The 16,551-nt window shown below is 37.4% G+C and carries 17 protein-coding genes and 1 pseudogene; 13 read left to right on the top strand and 5 right to left on the bottom strand.

Annotated elements, in window-relative coordinates:
• Positions 1-2: 2 nt before the first annotated feature.
• Complete coding sequence (locus AZF08_RS04200) at positions 3-506, bottom strand: DinB family protein (protein ID WP_033672816.1); 504 nt, start codon at positions 504-506, stop codon at positions 3-5.
• Between the two features lie 207 nt (positions 507-713).
• Between AZF08_RS04200 and AZF08_RS04195 the strand changes: the two genes are divergently transcribed.
• Entirely contained in the window at positions 714-1,298 is a 585-nt protein-coding gene (locus AZF08_RS04195; RefSeq protein ID WP_033672899.1) for a sigma-70 family RNA polymerase sigma factor, read from the top strand.
• A complete protein-coding gene (locus AZF08_RS04190) occupies positions 1,252-1,923 on the top strand; it encodes a hypothetical protein (protein ID WP_033672815.1) in 672 nt (223 codons plus the stop codon). The genes AZF08_RS04195 and AZF08_RS04190 overlap by 47 nt, the downstream gene beginning before the upstream one ends.
• A gap of 39 nt (positions 1,924-1,962) precedes the next feature.
• Here the strand turns inward: AZF08_RS04190 and AZF08_RS04185 are convergent.
• A pseudogene (locus AZF08_RS04185) lies at positions 1,963-2,370 on the bottom strand (FecCD family ABC transporter permease); the annotation flags it as partial.
• Positions 2,371-2,642: 272 nt separating this feature from the next.
• On the opposite strand from AZF08_RS04185, the gene AZF08_RS04180 reads away from it, so the two are divergent.
• From AZF08_RS04180 to trxA, 6 genes are all read left to right on the top strand, one after another.
• Positions 2,643-4,325 carry a long-chain-fatty-acid--CoA ligase gene (locus tag AZF08_RS04180; RefSeq protein ID WP_033672812.1) on the top strand — a complete coding sequence of 561 codons (1,683 nt, stop codon included), beginning with the start codon at positions 2,643-2,645 and terminating at the stop codon, positions 4,323-4,325.
• Positions 4,326-4,432: 107 nt separating this feature from the next.
• Complete coding sequence (locus AZF08_RS04175; RefSeq protein ID WP_438823427.1) at positions 4,433-5,020, top strand: TetR/AcrR family transcriptional regulator C-terminal domain-containing protein; 588 nt, start codon at positions 4,433-4,435, stop codon at positions 5,018-5,020.
• Positions 5,021-5,031: 11 nt separating this feature from the next.
• The gene (locus AZF08_RS04170; protein WP_033672807.1) at positions 5,032-5,808 is read left to right on the top strand and encodes an enoyl-CoA hydratase; all 777 of its coding nucleotides are present in this window, start codon (positions 5,032-5,034) and stop codon (positions 5,806-5,808) included.
• Between the two features lie 78 nt (positions 5,809-5,886).
• A complete protein-coding gene (gene etfB, locus AZF08_RS04165) occupies positions 5,887-6,660 on the top strand; it encodes an electron transfer flavoprotein subunit beta (protein WP_033672804.1) in 774 nt (257 codons plus the stop codon).
• 36 nt (positions 6,661-6,696) lie between these two features.
• Positions 6,697-7,674 carry an electron transfer flavoprotein subunit alpha gene (etfA, locus tag AZF08_RS04160; protein ID WP_033672802.1) on the top strand — a complete coding sequence of 326 codons (978 nt, stop codon included), beginning with the start codon at positions 6,697-6,699 and terminating at the stop codon, positions 7,672-7,674.
• Positions 7,675-7,884: 210 nt separating this feature from the next.
• The gene (gene trxA / locus AZF08_RS04155) at positions 7,885-8,199 is read left to right on the top strand and encodes a thioredoxin (protein ID WP_033672800.1); all 315 of its coding nucleotides are present in this window, start codon (positions 7,885-7,887) and stop codon (positions 8,197-8,199) included.
• A 100-nt stretch (positions 8,200-8,299) separates the two neighbouring features.
• Here the strand turns inward: trxA and AZF08_RS31070 are convergent, their stop codons facing one another.
• Positions 8,300-8,500, bottom strand: coding sequence for a cytoplasmic protein (locus tag AZF08_RS31070; RefSeq protein ID WP_082245985.1), 201 nt, complete (start codon positions 8,498-8,500; stop codon positions 8,300-8,302).
• A 352-nt stretch (positions 8,501-8,852) separates the two neighbouring features.
• Here AZF08_RS31070 and uvrC point away from each other — a divergent pair, with 352 nt between their 5' ends.
• Complete coding sequence (uvrC, locus tag AZF08_RS04150) at positions 8,853-10,637, top strand: excinuclease ABC subunit C (protein ID WP_033672798.1); 1,785 nt, start codon at positions 8,853-8,855, stop codon at positions 10,635-10,637.
• Between the two features lie 123 nt (positions 10,638-10,760).
• Here uvrC and AZF08_RS04145 read toward each other — a convergent pair whose 3' ends face one another.
• Positions 10,761-11,210, bottom strand: a complete 450-nt coding sequence (locus AZF08_RS04145; protein ID WP_033672797.1) for a YslB family protein — start codon at positions 11,208-11,210, stop codon at positions 10,761-10,763.
• A 312-nt stretch (positions 11,211-11,522) separates the two neighbouring features.
• Between AZF08_RS04145 and sdhC the strand changes: the two genes are divergently transcribed.
• The 4 genes from sdhC to AZF08_RS04125 all read left to right on the top strand — a co-directional run bounded on the left by sdhC (position 11,523) and on the right by AZF08_RS04125 (position 15,587).
• Complete coding sequence (sdhC, locus tag AZF08_RS04140; RefSeq protein WP_033672796.1) at positions 11,523-12,149, top strand: succinate dehydrogenase cytochrome B558; 627 nt, start codon at positions 11,523-11,525, stop codon at positions 12,147-12,149.
• Positions 12,150-12,162: 13 nt separating this feature from the next.
• The gene (gene sdhA, locus AZF08_RS04135) at positions 12,163-13,956 is read left to right on the top strand and encodes a succinate dehydrogenase flavoprotein subunit (protein WP_033672795.1); all 1,794 of its coding nucleotides are present in this window, start codon (positions 12,163-12,165) and stop codon (positions 13,954-13,956) included.
• Complete coding sequence (sdhB, locus tag AZF08_RS04130) at positions 13,949-14,710, top strand: succinate dehydrogenase iron-sulfur subunit (protein WP_033672794.1); 762 nt, start codon at positions 13,949-13,951, stop codon at positions 14,708-14,710. The genes sdhA and sdhB overlap by 8 nt, the downstream gene beginning before the upstream one ends.
• Positions 14,711-15,140: 430 nt before the next feature.
• Positions 15,141-15,587 carry an acyl-CoA thioesterase gene (locus tag AZF08_RS04125; RefSeq protein WP_033672793.1) on the top strand — a complete coding sequence of 149 codons (447 nt, stop codon included), beginning with the start codon at positions 15,141-15,143 and terminating at the stop codon, positions 15,585-15,587.
• A 64-nt stretch (positions 15,588-15,651) separates the two neighbouring features.
• Here the strand turns inward: AZF08_RS04125 and AZF08_RS04120 are convergent, their stop codons facing one another.
• Positions 15,652-16,431 (bottom strand): M15 family metallopeptidase, encoded by a 780-nt coding sequence (locus AZF08_RS04120; RefSeq protein ID WP_033672792.1) that lies wholly within the window; start codon positions 16,429-16,431, stop codon positions 15,652-15,654.
• Between the last annotated feature and the right edge of the window lie 120 nt (positions 16,432-16,551).

The following is a 16,551-nucleotide window of genomic DNA, read 5'->3' as shown; positions in this document are numbered from 1 at the left end:
TATTACATTTTCGGAGCTTCCATCCCCGTAGCAGCCCATTCTTCCTTAGCAGGTCCATAAATACCTGGAACTTTTAATCCAGCTTGGCGCATTAAAACAGTCATTTGGCCACGGTGGTGATTTTGGTGATTAATGAGAGTCATCAAAAAGATAGAATTTGGCATTGGACGTCCAAAGAAATCATTAATTGTTGTTAAATCTTTATCAGTCCACTGCGTTTGAAGTGCTTCAACGAAAGATGTAGTTACTTTACGGTAATTTTCTGCAATCGTCTTTGCGGAAGTTGGTACAGGATAATCTTTTGTTTCCCCCTCAAACTGTAAGTCTGTACCTGATAGCATGACAGGAATCGCAGTAACGATATGCCAAGCGACTCTACCTAAAGTCCAATGCCCAGGTGCAATCTCCTGTGATAAAGATTCATCAGTTAATGCATCCAATACCTTTTGCGTAGAACCTGCCTCGTATTTCCACGTTTTTAAAAAGCCTTCAATTGTTTGATACATGTTATCCCCCCTATGGTTACATTCATAAGGTAAATTCGTGAGAGGAGGCGTTTTTCCTTCTCTTTTTATTTCATATGCTTACATTGATATAATATGGATAGAAATATATATGTGAATTTAGAAAGATTTTTATGGAAATGTCAGAAAAACCACATTAGAGTTCGTATATTAAGTGAATAGAGAATGAAGCAAAGAGTGGTGATAGGGATGAGAGAAATAGAAATAGTAGAAGGTTTACGAAAGAAAGATATGACCGCATTGCATGCAGCAATTGATCAATATGGAGATTTAATTTATAAAGTTGTTCACAGTGTATTAGATACATCGCATAGTAAAGTGCTAGTGGATGAATGTGTCGATGATATTTTATTAATCATTTGGTACAACATTAATAGTTATGATGAGAAGCGTGGAAAGTTTAAGAATTGGCTTATATCTGTCGCAAAGTTTAAAGCCATTGATTTTAAGAGGAAAAGTAATCAAGCCTATCAATTACAAGAATTTCAGCAAGATATATATGAAGAGATGCATGATACGAATCAAACGAAAGAAGAACAGGAAGAAAACTTTTATATTTTAATTGGATCGCTAAGCAATAAAGATAAGAAAATCTTTATAAAAAGGTATTTAGATGAATATAGTGTGCAAGAGATTGCTTCTGAATTAGGTCTGACAACAGATACTGTTTATAGCAGGCTTTCAAGAGGGCGGAAAAAACTAAAAAAGATAATAGGAGGGGAAAAGGATGCGAAAAGAGGAGTTGTTGCAGGGACTAAGCAATTTACAATATAGCGATGAAGATGTGGTGGAGTATACTGCTGAAACAAAAGTAGATAACCAGAAAATAAAACGTGCAAAAAAAGTAGTAACAAAAAATATTTTAATGCAGCGTTGTTATCAGCAAGTACAAGGTGATTTACAGAAAGATGAAGAGATTTTATATAGCATGATCGCTTCTAACCCTCGTGTGAAAGGATCACAAACAGGAACAGCAACAATGTTAGGAATAGGCGCTCTCGCTATGCATTTTGGTATTAATAGTGTTCTCGTTGTTACAAATGAAAGATTATATGTTTTCTTTGTAGATAAATATTACAATGATGTTGATTTAAAAGTATATCAATTAAATGAAATTGTCTCTATGAAAACAGTATTAGATCGTAAGGGCGGCAGTGAGTTTTTATATATAAAATATACAAATGGTAAAGAGTACTTATTATTAGGAATTGATGATGAATATCGTGAATTGTTCCAAGTGTTACGTCAGGTGAAAAAAGCTAGTGGAATAGAGTTATCACTACAGGATAAAAAACTAACATGGGCATTAAGAGGGAAACGAAGTATATTTTATATATGCATGTATTCATTTGTAATATATTTCTTTTATAAAGCTTATGTTAACTTTATGCCGCACTAATGAAAAAGAAGGCTTCTAAACAAAAGAAGCCTTCTTTTTTTAATTAACTTTCTTCCCACTTTTCCTCATCAACCACAAGAAGTAAGGAGCTCCAAGTACAGCAACTACAAGCCCTGAAGGAATCTCTTTCGGATATGCAATCGTTCGTCCCAGTAAATCAGCGATGGAGAGAAGGATTGCTCCAAATAGCGCTGAACAAACAAATAATCTTTGATGATTCATACTGACAACAATGCGTGCTAAGTGCGGTGCAACGAGTCCTAGGAAAGCGATTGTTCCAACAGCGGCAATGTTAATCGATGCGAGTAATGTCGCTAAAATGATGAGTGCAAAGCGTGTTTTGTTTACAGGTTGTCCTAGCCCAGTTGCTAAGTCGTCTCCGAGTACAAGAACATCGAGCTGTTTCATCAAGAAGAATATCGTTGGTACGAGAATAAGAGATGGATACTTTTCTTTCTATTCTGATAAAAACTTATTTCTTTTAGAACACTAAAATATCTTTTTTACTATAACGCTTTCAAAATATGAACTTATCAATTAACGAAACATTAAAGAGAAAAATAAATTTCTTTATAAAATGAAGTTAGTTTTTCAATGAATAGTTATATAAAAGTCAGAATATTGTGATTGTAACAAGGTTACGACTATAATATAATGAAAACAATCACCATGAATGGACATTCATTTTAGTTGTGTAAGAATAGGAAGGAGGAATGAGGATGGAAAGACCTTGGCTACGAAATTATCCGGAGGAAATTCCACATACAATCGCTTATGATATTCAGCCGCTCCATGTATATTTGAAGCAGGTGTCTTCTCGGTACCCCGAAAAGAAAGCGCTTCATTTTCTAGGGAAAGATATTACATTTTCAGAGCTGGATTGTAAGGTGAGACAATTTGCAAATTATCTTCAGAGGATTGGTGTGAAAAAAGGTGATCGAGTTGCGATTATGTTACCAAATTGCCCGCAAGCTGTAATTGGATATTACGGTACGTTACTAGCAGGTGGCATAGTGGTACAAACAAATCCTCTTTATACAGAGAGAGAACTAGAATATCAGCTCCATGATTCTGGGGCGAAAGTTATTCTTTGTCTCGATCTCGTTTTTCCGAAAGTCACCAACGTTCAGTCTGCTGCGAAGCTGGAACACATTATTGTGACCCGCATTGCCGACTTTTTACCATTTCCAAAAAATTTACTGTATCCATTTGTACAAAAGAAGCAAACGAATCTTGTTGTAAAAGTAACGGAAAGTGATACGATTCATGTTTGGAAATCGGTAGAAAGAGAAAGTGATGGAATAATAGAAGTACCTTGTGATCCTGAAAATGATTTAGCACTCCTGCAATATACAGGAGGTACGACAGGTTTTCCGAAAGGTGTTATGCTCACGCATAAAAATCTTGTATCGAATACATTAATGGGAGCGCATTGGTTATATAACTGTACAGAAGGAGAAGAAGTTGTGATGGGAGTCCTTCCCTTTTTCCATGTGTACGGGATGACAGCTGTGATGAATTTGGCTATTATGCAAGGATATAAAATGGTTCTTGTTCCGAAATTTGATATGAAAATGGTGTTTGAAGCGATTAAAAAGCATAAAGTTACACTATTCCCAGGAGCCCCGACGATTTATATTGCACTTTTAAATAGTCCGCTGCTTCAGGAATATGATATTTCTTCGATTCGTGCTTGTATTAGTGGTTCTGCTCCACTTCCAGTAGAAGTACAGGAGAAGTTTGAAAAGGTTACAGGCGGTAAATTAGTAGAAGGGTATGGATTGACAGAATCCTCTCCAGTCACACATGGTAATTTCTTGTGGGAAAAACGTGTGCCAGGAAGCATTGGCGTTCCGTGGCCAGATACCGATGCGTGCATTATGTCGATTGAAACGGGAGAAGCGTTACCACCAGGTGAAATTGGTGAAATTGTTGTGAAGGGTCCTCAGATCATGATGGGATATTGGAATAAACCAGAGGAGACGGCAGCGGTATTGCAAGATGGTTGGCTCCATACCGGTGATATTGGTTATATGGATGAAGATGGATTTTTCTATGTGAAAGATCGTAAGAAAGATATGATTGTTGCTAGTGGTTTCAATGTGTATCCACGCGAAGTAGAAGAAGTTTTGTATGAGCATGAAAAGGTGCAAGAAGTTGTTGCAATTGGTGTTCCGGATCCGTATCGCGGAGAGACTGTAAAAGCTTTTGTTGTATTAAAAGAAGGAGAAGCTTGTTCTGAAGAAGAATTAGATCAGTTTGCTCGAAAATATTTAGCTGCGTATAAAGTCCCTAAAGTATATGAGTTCAGGAGCGAGTTGCCAAAAACAACAGTTGGAAAGATTTTACGCCGTGTACTTATAGATGAAGAGCGGAAGAAAGAGGATGAGCAGACGGGCTAAAGGCCCTTTCTTTTTGGAAATATAGGATTGACAATTTTTAAAATAATCAGTATTATTAAAATGTGAATGATTATTCATTCAGTCATCTTCTTGAAGGGGACAGTAAAGTGAAAAAAAATCGACCAAAATATAACCAAATTATTGATGCAGCGGTTATTGTGATTGCAGAAAATGGATACCATCAAGCACAAGTTTCTAAAATTGCAAAGCAAGCTGGGGTAGCTGATGGAACTATTTATTTATATTTTAAAAATAAAGAAGATATATTAATATCCTTATTCCAAGAGAAGATGGGAGAATTTATCGAAACAATTCGTCAAAAAACAGCAGGAATTGAAAGCGCTGTAGAGAAGTTATTTATGTTGGTAGAAACGCACTTCTTGCTGTTGTCACAAAATGATCCTCTTGCTATCGTTACGCAACTAGAGCTTCGTCAATCCAACCAAGACCTACGCCTCAAAATAAATGAAGTATTAAAAGGATATTTGCAAGTCATCGATGAGATTTTAGAAACAGGTATAGGACAAGAAGAATTTCAAGCGGATTTAAATGTTCGCGTGGCAAGACAAATGATCTTTGGAACAGTAGATGAAGTTGTGACCAATTGGGTAATGAGCGATCATAAATATGATTTGGTCGCACTTTCAAAAACGGTACATGGGCTGCTTATTTCAGCTTGTGGTTATCGTCAATAATGGGAGGGATCATGTTGAAATTCCTATCTGTAACAGTGGAAGATCATATCGCGGTGGCGAAGTTAAACCATCCGCCAGCTAATGCGATGTCTTCACAAGTTATGCATGACGTTACTGAGTTAATTGATCAAGTTGAAAAGGATGAAAATGTCCGCGTTATCGTACTTCATGGCGAAGGGCGCTTTTTCTCAGCAGGAGCAGATATTAAAGAATTCACTTCTGTTGAGGAAGCGAAGCAAGCGACAGAGTTAGCGCAGCTTGGTCAAGTGACTTTTGAGCGTGTAGAAAAGTGCTCAAAGCCAGTTATTGCGGCAATTCATGGAGCGGCACTTGGCGGCGGCCTTGAATTCGCTATGTCTTGCCATATGAGATTTGTAACTGAAAGTGCAAAGCTTGGTTTGCCAGAGTTAACGCTTGGATTAATTCCTGGTTTTGCGGGTACACAGCGCTTGCCGCGCTATGTTGGCAAAGCAAAGGCTTGTGAAATGATGCTAACAAGTACACCGATTACAGGTGCACAGGCATTAGAATGGGGACTTGTTAACGGCGTGTTCTCTGAAGAATCAATTTTAGAAGAAACGCTCCAAATTGCGAAACAAATCGCGAGTAAAAGCCCAGCGACAACTCGTGCTGTGTTAGAGCTTTTGCAAACAACAAAATCATCTCATTATTATGAAGGTGTGCAGCGTGAGGCGCAAATATTTGGTGAGGTGTTTACGAGTGAAGATGGAAGAGAAGGTGTAGCTGCGTTTTTAGAAAAACGTAAACCTTCATTTAGTGGTAGGTAGTCCAATTATTTTTTTAATATAAATTAACGGAATATTAGAATTGATGGAATCTTTCTGAAAAACAAGGGGGTAAATGGAATGAACATCTACGTACTCATGAAACGAACATTTGATACAGAAGAAAAAATCGTAATTAAAAACGGTGCAATTTATGATGGCGAAGCGGAATTCATCATCAACCCTTACGATGAATATGCGATTGAAGAAGCAATTCAAGTAAGAGATGCACAAGGGGGCGAAATTACAGTTGTAACAGTTGGCGGTGAAGAAAGTGAAAAAGAGCTTCGTACTGCGCTAGCGATGGGCTGTGATAAAGCGGTATTAATTAATATTGAAGATGATGTTGAGAATGGTGACCAATTTACAACAGCAAAAGTACTTGCTGAGTATTTAAAAGATAAAGATGTAGATTTAATTTTAGGTGGAAACGTAGCGATTGATGGTGCATCTGGACAAGTTGGGCCACGTGTAGCTGAAGCGTTAAATATTCCATACGTAACGACAATTACGAAACTTGAAATTAACGGTACAAACGTGAGGATTGAGCGCGATATTGAAGGGGATACAGAAGTGATTGAAACATCACTACCGCTTTTAGTAACAGCGCAACAAGGTTTAAATGAACCTCGTTACCCATCTCTTCCTGGTATCATGAAAGCAAAGAAAAAGCCGCTTGAAGAACTAGAATTAGATGATCTAGACTTAGAGGAAGATGATGTGGAAGCAAAAACAAAAACAATTGAAATCTATTTGCCTCCTAAGAAAGATGCAGGAAAAGTGTTACAAGGCGAGCTGCAAGACCAAGTAAAAGAACTTGTATCGTTGCTCCATACAGAAGCGAAAGTAATCTAATAAAATACGAATTTATATATGCAGGAGGGAAAATCTATGGCTCGTAAAGTATTAGTAATGGGTGAAGTTCGTGACGGATCACTACGTAACGTTTCATTTGAAGCGGTAGCAGCAGCAAAAACAATTGCAGAAGGCGGTGAAGTAGTTGGTCTTCTAGTAGGAGAAAGCGTTGCTTCTTTTGCAAATGAATTGATTCATTACGGTGCAGATCGCGTTGTGACAGTTGAAAATGATAAATTAAAATCATATACATCTGATGGCTATGCACAAGCATTTCTTGCTGTATATGCTGAGGAAAAGCCGGAAGGAATTGTCTTTGGACATACGGCGCTTGGTAAAGACTTATCACCAAAACTAGCTGCAAAACTTGGAGCAGGCCTTGTTTCTGACGTAACTGCACTAGAAGTTACGGGTGGTAATGTTGTATTTACACGCCCAATTTATTCTGGTAAAGCGTTTGAGAAGAAGATTGTAACAGATGGCATTCTATTTGCGACAGTACGTCCAAATAACATCGCGCCGCTTGAAAAAGATGATTCTCGTACAGGTGAAGTATCTTCTATTACAGTTGATGTAAAAGATTTACGTACAATCATTCAAGATGTTGTTCGTAAAACAGCAGAAGGCGTGGATCTTTCAGAAGCGAAAGTTATTATTGCTGGCGGACGCGGAGTGAAGAGCGAAGATGGATTTAAACCGTTAAAAGAATTAGCAGATGTACTAGGTGGTGCTGTTGGTGCATCACGTGGTGCTTGTGACGCAGAGTATTGCGATTACTCATTACAAATTGGACAAACAGGTAAAGTTGTTACACCGGACTTATACATTGCATGTGGTATCTCTGGAGCGATTCAACATTTAGCTGGTATGTCTAATTCTAAAATAATCGTTGCAATTAACAAAGATCCAGAAGCGAGTATCTTCAAAGTAGCTGACTATGGTATTGTCGGTGACTTATTTGAAGTAGTGCCTCTTTTAACAGAGGAGTTTAAAAAGTTAAAAGTGCATTCATGATTTGAGTACCCTTGAGTTCCAAGTGAAGTACCCCTATATATAGAAAAGGTGAGGGATCCCCTGTCTCTCACCTTTTTAGCATGTAATCTGTATTTTTATATAGTATAAAGGAACATTTTTTTGTTACAATACATAACGATACATAATATTCGCCACGTATATAAGTTAATGATATACTTTTGGTAGAATACACTTGAAGGAGGAAATAAAATGGCAATTGTAAACGCAACTGACCAAAACTTCGCAGCTGAAACAAGCGAAGGTATTGTATTATTAGATTTCTGGGCACCATGGTGTGGGCCTTGTAAAATGATCGCTCCTGTATTAGAGGAAATTGATGCAGAATTAGGCGAAAAAGTAAAAGTAGTAAAAATAGACGTTGATGAAAACCAAGAAACAGCTCGTAGTTTTGAAGTAATGAGCATTCCATCTCTTTTCGTATTAAAAGATGGTAAAGTGGTTGACCAAGCGTTAGGTTACAAACCAAAAGAAGCGTTAGTAGAATTAGTTTCTAAACACTTCTAAAATAAAAAAGCTGCCATGAGGCAGTTTTTTTATTTTAAGTCTCTGTTAGACGATAATGATATCCGTAAAAACCCGATTGGTGACGGAAGTTTCACTTTATCTAATCAAACCATCTTTGCCGCATTCCTTTTAAAAAGGTTTCTGTAATTTTAAATCCAGAACCCTCTCCTATAACAGAGTCAATACCACAATAGGGACAAACGGCTGTATCATCCTCATCCCACCAATCATTAATTTTACTTGGTCTAAAAATTTCTAAACAATAAAAACAACCACATACAGTGTCCTTTTCTAAGTGAATTCTATTACGAGAACAGAAACGGTGTGCGTCTTTGAAATTTTTCCATTATTATCCTTCTTTTTGCGCTTTTCTTTGATGTTCTATATTGAATGTTTTTTTGGTATTTTATGTACAAATCGTTTGTATAGCACATCATGATCAAAGGTTAAAAAACAAAATCAAGAATTCCACTTTGTTAGTTTAACATGAAGATCAATAGTAAAATTCTATGTTGAAAGACGAAAATATGTATAATGTTTTCCTTTTTTTCTGCTTTCCGTTACAATAAAGGAACGTATGTTGGGGATTTAAACATTGCATGTTTTTGTTTTGAAACAACAATGATAAGTATATAGGGAACGGAGGAATACGAGTGCACGAGCATTTAAAAGAAAAGTTAGCGATTTTACCAGATCAGCCAGGTTGTTACTTAATGAAAGATAAGCAAGGAACAGTAATATATGTTGGAAAAGCAAAGGTGCTCAAAAATCGTGTGCGCTCGTATTTCACTGGTTCACATGATGGGAAGACACTACGTCTGGTAGGAGAGATTGTCGATTTCGAGTATATTGTTACTTCCTCGAATCTCGAGGCACTTATTTTAGAATTAAATTTAATAAAAAAATATGATCCAAAATATAACATCCAGTTAAAAGACGATAAAACATATCCATTTATTAAAATTACAGCTGAAAAACAGCCGCGTTTGCTTATTACGAGAAATGTCAAAAAGGATAAAGGAAAGTATTTTGGTCCATATCCAAATGCGCAGTCAGCTCATGAAACAAAAAAGCTACTAGATCGCATGTACCCACTCCGTAAGTGTACAAATATGCCAGATAAAGTTTGTTTATATTATCATATGGGTCAATGTTTAGCGCCTTGTGTACAAGAAGTAACAGACGAGCAAAATAAAGAAATTGTAGATGAAATTATAAAGTTTTTAAATGGTGGACATAAAGAAGTGCGTTCAGAACTAGAAACAAAAATGTACGAGGCATCCGAGAAATTAGAGTTTGAACGGGCAAAAGAACTGCGGGACCAAATCGCTCATATAGATGCAATTATGGAAAAGCAGAAGATGATTATGAGCGACTTAGTCGATCGTGATGTATTTGGTTACGCAGTTGATAAAGGGTGGATGTGCGTACAAGTTTTCTTTGTTCGAAAAGGAAAGTTAATTGAACGTGATGTCTCCATGTTTCCGATTTATGATGAGCCAGAAGAAGGATTTTTAACATTTATCGGTCAATTTTATGAGCAAAGCAGCCACTTTAAGCCGAAAGAAATTGTAGTACCAGGAAGTATTAATTCTGAATTAGTAGAGCGATTTTTAGAAGTGGAGGCTACGCAGCCGAAACGTGGAAAGAAAAAAGACCTTGTTGAGTTGGCAAATAAGAATGCGAAGATTGCCTTGCAGGAGAAGTTTTATTTAATTGAACGTGATGAAGAGCGGACGATTAAGGCTGTTGAAAATTTAGGTGCACAGCTTAATATTGAAACGCCTTATCGTATTGAAGCATTCGATAATTCAAATATCCAAGGAACGAATCCAGTTTCAGCGATGATTGCATTTATTGATGGAAAACCAGCGAAAAAAGAGTATCGAAAATATAAAATCAAGACGGTGCAAGGGCCAGATGATTATGAATCGATGCGAGAAGTGGTACGGCGCCGTTATACCCGCGCGTTAAAAGAAAATTTGCCACTGCCTGATTTAATTGTAATTGATGGCGGAAAAGGACATCTAGCAGCTGCAAGTGATGTACTTGAAAATGAACTTGGTTTATACATTCCGATGGCTGGACTTGTTAAGGATGATAAGCATCGTACATCACATTTAATCATTGGTAATCCACCTGAGCCTGTTATGCTTGAAAGGAACAGCCAAGAATTTTATTTACTACAGCGTATCCAAGATGAAGTGCATCGATTTGCCATTACGTTTCATCGTCAGCTTCATGGAAAATCAGTTATTCAATCTGCATTAGACGAAATTCCTGGAATCGGAGAAAAGCGAAAAAAAGTATTGTTAAAACATTTTGGTTCACTAAAGAAGATGAAAGAGGCCTCTGTGACGGAATTTGTCGAAGTAGGGATGCCGCAAAATGTGGCAGAGACCATCTATTCTTATTTAACAGATAAGAAGACGTTGTAGTTTACAACGTCTTCTATTTTTTGATATAATTTCAGAAGATTAAAAATCATCTAAAATGAATGAATATGCAAAAATAAAAAAATCAACTAAACCTATATGTCTAGTTGACTGTTGTTATGGATTCTACACTTCGATGAGATCTTTCACGTCCCATTTTACGAGGAATGTAATGGAATCCGAACGCTTTTTTTGCTCTTCATATGACTCTGCAACAACGTTTCGTTGCTTTTGAATTTGCTCTGCAATGAATCCAGCTTCTAATTGGTAAGAAGAATGTTTTTTTTGTTTTTGACGCTCTGTAATAAGTGGGCTTGTCAGCTGGAAGTGCATTTCACGACGTTTATGTTCAATGATGTTTAAAGTGCCCCAGCCGGCTTTTTCAAAAAAGTGAATGACTTCTTCAATGGTTTCTAACGGATATTTTCGCGCTAGATTTCGGCCAGCCCAGTATAAGATATCATCTAATTCTTTACCAATTAGATCAGGTAGTAATTCTTCACGCAGCAATTCATAAGCGAAGGCGTTTAATGAAACATCTTGTAAAGATGCTATATCAATTGTATTTTTGCTCACAATATTCCCCTCTTTCTATAGGGATTATTATATAACATTTCCCATTTATAAAAACAGAACTTTCTTTGGGAAAATCTTAATAAATAGGAAGAAAAAAAGAATTGGCAAATTATATGCAAATTATGTACAAATTATGTATACGTTTTCTTGACGCTTCGACAAAAATAGGAGTAAAATGAACTTGGTATCAAATTATGCTGAAATATTTCGAATAATTTTTTCAGTTTTTCTTATAGCAATAGTGAAAAAACATTATTGTTATAAACTAATACTGAAAGCAGCAGTCAAACACTCAAGGGGGGTAATGGGGACATGAAAGGCCGCGAGTATACGTTTCGCAAGTGGCACTCATTAATGGGGGTCATTCCGGTTGGTGTCTTTTTGACGCAACATTTAGTAGTAAACAACTTTGCAACAAGAGGAGCAGAGGCTTTTAACAAAGCTGCTCATTTTATGGAGCTCCTTCCATTCCGGTATGCGCTAGAAATTTTCGTCATCTTTTTACCAATACTGTACCATGCTATATATGGATTATATATTGCATTTACAGCTAAGAACAATGCGGTATCTTACGGTTACTTCCGTAACTGGATGTTCGTCTTCCAACGGATCTCAGGTATCGTTACGCTGATTTTCATATCTTGGCACGTTTGGGAAACTCGTATTCAAGCATTGTTAGGTAAACAAGTAAACTATGATATGATGGCAGATATTTTAAACAACCCAGCTATGTTTGGTTTCTATTTGGTTGGGGTTGTATCAACAATTTTCCACTTTGCTAATGGACTATGGACATTCTGCATTAGCTGGGGAATTACAGTATCGCCACGTTCACAACGTATCTCTACTTATGTAACATTAGCTATTTTCCTAGGTTTATCTTATGTAGGTGTGAGTGCATTATTAGCGTTCATCGATCCACAGCTAGCAAATCAGTAAGGAGTGGGAGAGCATGAAAGGGAAACTTATAGTAGTCGGCGGTGGCTTGGCCGGCTTAATGGCAACGATTAAGGCAGCAGAAGCAGGAGTAAACGTGGAGCTATTTTCTTTAGTACCAGTAAAACGTTCACATTCTGTTTGTGCACAGGGTGGTATTAACGGTGCCGTAAATACGAAAGGTGAAGGGGATTCTCCATGGATCCACTTTGACGATACAATTTATGGTGGGGACTTCTTAGCGAACCAACCACCAGTTAAAGCAATGTGCGAGGCAGCACCAGGTATTATTCATTTAATGGATCGCATGGGTGTTATGTTTAACCGTACAGAAGAGGGACTTCTTGATTTCCGTCGCTTTGGAGGAACACAACATCACCGTACAGCGTTTGCTGGTGCGACAACTGGTCAACAATTATTGTACGCATTAGATGAGCAAGTACGTCGTCATGAAGTAGCGGGACTCGTAACGAAATATGAAGGTTGGGATTTCTTACGTGCTGTTATTGATGATGAGGGTGTATGCCGCGGAATCGTTGCACAAGACTTACAATCTATGGAGATTAGAAGTTTCCAAGCTGATGCCGTGATTATGGCAACAGGGGGCCCTGGTATCATCTTTGGGAAATCTACAAACTCTATTATTAATACAGGTACAGCGGCATCTGCTGTATATCAACAAGGTGCATATTATGCAAATGGTGAGTTCATTCAAATTCACCCAACTGCAATTCCTGGGGACGATAAATTACGTCTTATGAGTGAATCTGCACGTGGTGAAGGTGGACGCGTTTGGACGTATAAAGACGGTAAACCATGGTACTTCTTAGAAGAGAAGTATCCTGCATACGGAAATCTTGTACCTCGTGATATCGCAACGCGTGAAATCTTTGACGTGTGCGTAGAGCAAAAGTTAGGTATTAATGGTGAAAACATGGTATATCTAGATCTTTCTCATAAAGATCCGAAAGAATTAGATATTAAACTAGGTGGAATTATTGAAATCTATGAAAAATTCACAGGTGACGATCCTCGTAAACTACCGATGAAAATCTTCCCTGCTGTTCACTACTCAATGGGTGGATTATGGGTTGATTATAAGCAAATGACAAGCATTCCAGGGTTGTTTGCAGCAGGTGAGTGTGATTACTCTATGCACGGTGGGAACCGACTAGGTGCGAACTCATTACTATCAGCAATTTATGGTGGTATGGTAGCAGGGCCAAATGCAATTGAATATATGAAAGGTCTTTCAAAATCATCTGATGCTGTTTCTTCTTCTGTATATGATCAAAATGAATTAATCGAAACAGAGAAATTTAACAATATTTTAACGTTAGATGGTACTGAAAATGCATATGTTCTTCATAAAGAGCTTGGAGAATGGATGACAGATAACGTAACGGTAGTTCGTGAAAATAAAAAATTACTAGAAACAGATGCGAAGATTGAAGAGTTAATCGAGCGTTATAAACACATTAATATTAACGATACAGCAAAATGGAGTAACCAAGGTGCTTCATTTACACGTCAACTTTCAAACATGCTTCAATTAGCACGTGTTATTACAATTGGTGCATATAACCGTAATGAAAGCCGCGGTGCGCATTATAAACCGGAATTCCCAAATCGTGATGATGCAAACTTCTTAAAAACTACAATGGCGAAATTTGAGGGAGAAGGAAATGCACCAGCATTCCATTACGAAGACGTTGATATTTCATTAATCAAACCACGTAAACGTGATTATTCTTCAAAACATGATGTAGCTGCTAAGGGTGAAGAGAAGGGGGATAAACAACATGTCTGAGAAAACAATCCGCCTCATCATTACGAGACAAGATGGACCAGATGCACAATCGTTTGATCAGGAATTTGAAATTCCATACCGTCCAAATATGAATATTATTTCGGCTCTTATGGAAATTCGTCGTAATCCTGTTGATGCAAAAGGAACTCATACAACTCCTGTTGCATGGGATATGAACTGTTTAGAAGAAGTATGTGGTGCTTGTTCTATGGTGATTAATGGTAAACCACGCCAATCATGTACAGCGCTTATCGATAAATTAGAACAACCGGTTCGTATAAAACCGATGAAGACATTCCCAGTTGTACGTGATTTACAAGTCGATCGTAGCCGTATGTTTGATGCTTTAAAACGTGTTAAGGCTTGGGTGCCAATTGATGGTACGTATGACCTAGGACCAGGCCCAAGAATGCCAGAGAAAAAGCGTCAATGGGCATATGAACTTTCAAAATGTATGACATGTGGTGTTTGCTTAGAATCATGTCCGAACGTAAATAGTAAATCTGACTTTATCGGACCAGCACCGCTTTCGCAAGCTCGTTTGTTCAACTCACATCCAACTGGTGAAATGCATAAAGCAGAGCGCTTACGTGCAATTATGGGTGATGGTGGTCTTGCAAACTGTGGTAACTCACAAAACTGTGTACAATCATGTCCAAAAGGTATTCCATTAACAACATCAATTGCAGCATTAAACCGAGATACAACGATTCAATCGTTCAAAGATTTCTTTGGTAGTGACAATAACTATTAATAAATATTGCCTCTTCGATTCGAAGAGGCAATATTTATATAAATACAAAGTGAAAAACCGACATAAAACCTTTTCTTATGTGGGAGAGAGCATCCGGTCATGCAAAGTGAAAACAAAGAGAGAAAACGAGTGCAGATCATTTTTTGTTCTTCATAGCAGCGATTTATCCCGCATTAACGGACAGTAACACTTCCACCTCAAAATTCAGCGGAAGCAAAGAAGATAGGTGGGAGATGAACTGTCCGTAAAAGCCTGATTGGTGAAGGCTAATAATCAGTGAGGGATGGAGAAAATCCCCACTGATTAAAGTTTCACTTTATATGTTGGAAAATCAAAATGGATATATATAGGATTCTATAGTTTTAATTTTTTGTTTATTCTGAAATGTAGTATGTTACTTATTAGAATGAAAGAAAAAGGAGAGAAAAACATGAAAAAGATTTCTTACATTGAAGACTTTGAGAGATGGGCAAAAGATTTTTCATTTTATATTCCTATTAAAGTTCGTTTTTGTGAGACAGATATGTTTGGGCATATGAATAATGGTGTTGCTTTTACATATTTTGAAGAAGCGCGTATTGAGTTTTTTAAAGAACTTGGTTTTATGCAAGAATGGACACATAAAGCATCGGAAACAATGATTGTCGTAGCTGATTTACAATGTAACTTTTTGAAGCAAATTTTCTTTGACGAGCACTTAAAGGTGTATGTAAAAGCTGAAACAGTTGGAAACTCTTCTTTGGATTTACACTATATGGTAGAAAATGAAGCGGGGGAAATTTGCTTAGTTGGGCGCGGTGCGATGGTGCAAGCTTCAAAGAAAACGGGAAAAGGAGCGCCTTGGCTTGAGGAATGGAAGCAAAAGCTACTTCAATAAATGGGGATTCTGCGTCCCTATCGAATAGTGGGATGAAAAAAAATAAGGGAGCGAATTTGCTCCCTTATTTTTTTGCACCCATCGCTTCTTCTAATGTCAGATGATGTTTATGTAAGTATGTAGCGTATGGCTTGCCAACATAGCGAAGATGCCATGGTTCATACGCATATTCTGTCGTAGCTGTTTTATCTTCTAAATAACGAATAACAAAGCCGAATTCATGAGCATGTGCTGCTACCCATTTTCCTTCCTCTGTCTCGCCAAAAATCTCTTCTAACTGATAACTTGCTGATTTAGAACTAATATCCATCGCAAGTCCTGTTTGATGTTCGCTCGTTCCAGGAACTGCGCTAACTGAATCAGCTTCAGCTTGTCCTTGACGTTTGATGTACATATTATGTAATGATTGTTGGCGCTTATAAGAGCGGTAACCTGAGACAGCCGTAAGCTCTAGTCCTTGTTCTTTTGCTGCATGGAACATTTTTTCAAGAGCAACAGCAGCGTCTTGACGAAGTAATGTTTTCTCTTTATCTTTTGGATATGCGAATGGGACGTCCGGTCTTATAAGATCATCTGGTGTATAACCATCTGGCAATTTACGATGCTTATTTACTAATACTAGTGGTGAATCTGGATTTGTAACAAGCGAGAGATTCTCATCTATTTTCTTTGCAGTATGATTTGCCTTTGGGAATGCTGGAATCTCTTCTTTTGGGTGTTCAATATGCCTTTGTGTTTCGACAGCTTTCGCTTCATTTTGTAGTGGAGATTTAGAGCTGAAATAAGCGAAGGATGTGATACCGATTACAATCGTAGTGGCAGAAATAACAATTACCTTTTTCATAACGCTGTGTAATCTCATTCCTTTCTTATGGTTTATCTAGTATGTTAATTATAAGTCTAGTTTTTATAAAAAGAAATATAAGAGTCATAACGTAATAGAATTGCAAAGAAAATGTCAAAA

Origin of the sequence: Bacillus gaemokensis, assembly GCF_001590835.1 — a bacterium.
Lineage (GTDB): Bacteria > Bacillota > Bacilli > Bacillales > Bacillaceae_G > Bacillus_A > Bacillus_A gaemokensis.
Note: the sequence above shows the minus strand (reverse complement) of the source record. Positions and strands in the feature narration are given on the sequence as shown.

What these genes read in the sequence shown, in the direction of transcription:
- AZF08_RS04125 (WP_033672793.1), top strand. Translation starts at nt 15,141, where the DNA reads ATGAAAAAGATTTCTTACATTGAAGACTTTGAGAGATGGGCAAAAGAT.
- AZF08_RS04180 (WP_033672812.1), top strand. Translation starts at nt 2,643, where the DNA reads ATGGAAAGACCTTGGCTACGAAATTATCCGGAGGAAATTCCACATACA.
- AZF08_RS04200 (WP_033672816.1), bottom strand. Translation starts at nt 506, where the DNA reads ATGTATCAAACAATTGAAGGCTTTTTAAAAACGTGGAAATACGAGGCA.
- AZF08_RS04120 (WP_033672792.1), bottom strand. Translation starts at nt 16,431, where the DNA reads ATGAAAAAGGTAATTGTTATTTCTGCCACTACGATTGTAATCGGTATC.
- sdhB (WP_033672794.1), top strand. Translation starts at nt 13,949, where the DNA reads ATGTCTGAGAAAACAATCCGCCTCATCATTACGAGACAAGATGGACCA.
- trxA (WP_033672800.1), top strand. Translation starts at nt 7,885, where the DNA reads ATGGCAATTGTAAACGCAACTGACCAAAACTTCGCAGCTGAAACAAGC.
- AZF08_RS04195 (WP_033672899.1), top strand. Translation starts at nt 714, where the DNA reads ATGAGAGAAATAGAAATAGTAGAAGGTTTACGAAAGAAAGATATGACC.
- sdhC (WP_033672796.1), top strand. Translation starts at nt 11,523, where the DNA reads ATGAAAGGCCGCGAGTATACGTTTCGCAAGTGGCACTCATTAATGGGG.
- etfA (WP_033672802.1), top strand. Translation starts at nt 6,697, where the DNA reads ATGGCTCGTAAAGTATTAGTAATGGGTGAAGTTCGTGACGGATCACTA.
- AZF08_RS04170 (WP_033672807.1), top strand. Translation starts at nt 5,032, where the DNA reads ATGTTGAAATTCCTATCTGTAACAGTGGAAGATCATATCGCGGTGGCG.
- etfB (WP_033672804.1), top strand. Translation starts at nt 5,887, where the DNA reads ATGAACATCTACGTACTCATGAAACGAACATTTGATACAGAAGAAAAA.
- AZF08_RS04190 (WP_033672815.1), top strand. Translation starts at nt 1,252, where the DNA reads ATGCGAAAAGAGGAGTTGTTGCAGGGACTAAGCAATTTACAATATAGC.
- sdhA (WP_033672795.1), top strand. Translation starts at nt 12,163, where the DNA reads ATGAAAGGGAAACTTATAGTAGTCGGCGGTGGCTTGGCCGGCTTAATG.